The sequence below is a fragment of the uncultured Campylobacter sp. genome, assembly GCF_937981295.1.
Lineage (GTDB): Bacteria > Campylobacterota > Campylobacteria > Campylobacterales > Campylobacteraceae > Campylobacter_B.
In genome coordinates, this window is sequence record NZ_CALJPC010000074.1 from 1 (window position 1) to 1,138 (window position 1,138).

Sequence of the window (1,138 nt, forward strand, 5' to 3'; positions counted from 1 at the left end):
GCTGTGGCCTACCTCGGCGTGACAGCTAGCGCAGGTTAGTTGCTTATCCGTATTTAGCAAGCTTTGATAGTGAGCGTGCATCTTCCTGGCTTGAGCTGAGGTTAGCTTATTATCCACCAAATTCGTATGGCAGCTAACGCAACCGTTATCAAATACGAAGTGCTCTCTTTTCTCTCTATTTTTATGCCAGTCTATAGCCTCCGGGTCTTTGAAGAAATGAATATATCCCTCCATCAATCCGTTTTTAGCTTTAACTAGGACGTATTTGGCTAGGTTGTCGTGAGGTATGTGGCAGTCTACGCATTTAGCCCTTACTCCGCTTTTGCCTTTGCCGCTGTGAACGTCGCTACTATAAGCTATAACCATAGGATCCATCTCGTGGCATACTACGCAAAACTTCTCTCCGCTAGTTTCTTCTAGGGCGTAATGCACGGGAAGTACCACTAAAAATCCTATAATGCCGCTTGCTAATATAATAAGCGCTAGTACTTTCTTTGAAATTTTCATGGCGTTACCCCCATCCATTGCGGAACTTCGTGTTCGTGGCACTCCGTGCACATATTGGTTGATTTTTTATGCTCGTTGTGGCACTCGTCGCAGTATAGCGTAGGGCCGTCGTGAACCGAGTTGTGGGGATTTGCTTTTAGCAGATCCATGTATTCTAGTCTTTTAGCTATCTTTTTCTTGTCGCCGTGACAGGACAAACAGCCTTTATCGCCTATGGATTTAAATTTACTAGCGTCGTTTCCTTGTCCTTCGTGACAATCAAGACAGGTGAAGCTTAGCTTTTCGTGATGAGGCTTTAAAGGGTGTTTGGCTCGCAGCTCGTCGGTGACGTTAAGATCGACTAAAGACGTTATCTTTGCGCTTGGGGCGCCTGCGCTAAATGCAAAAGAGCATAGTAGCATAGATGCGCACAAGGCGAGAAACGCTTTGTGTTTCATGCGAATTCCTTTCGGATGCCTAGTTTGCAAATTTAACTGCAAATTCGGCTTCAAATTTAAAAGTACCGCAGACCAAATTTGACCTGCGATACGAAATAAGATTTGCAAGTATTTCGAGGCGATTTTTTTTGGGTTGCGCGGCTAAAATTTTGCGCAGGCTAGACAAAATAGTCTGCCAAGCAAAATTTTAGCAA

General features: G+C 44.5%; 2 protein-coding genes. Both read right to left on the minus strand.

Annotated features, from left to right (window positions below; genetic code table 11):
• Window positions 1-507: NapC/NirT family cytochrome c (locus tag Q0135_RS06880; RefSeq protein ID WP_297989404.1), on the minus strand; the 507-nt coding region annotated here is incomplete at its 3' end.
• Complete coding sequence (locus Q0135_RS06885) at window positions 504-944, minus strand: cytochrome c3 family protein (protein WP_002947156.1); 441 nt, start codon at window positions 942-944, stop codon at window positions 504-506. The genes Q0135_RS06880 and Q0135_RS06885, both read right to left, overlap by 4 nt.
• Window positions 945-1,138 lie beyond the last annotated feature (194 nt).

Coding starts and splice junctions, on each gene's coding strand:
- Q0135_RS06885 (WP_002947156.1), bottom strand. CDS start 944: ATGAAACACAAAGCGTTTCTCGCCTTGTGCGCATCTATGCTACTATGC.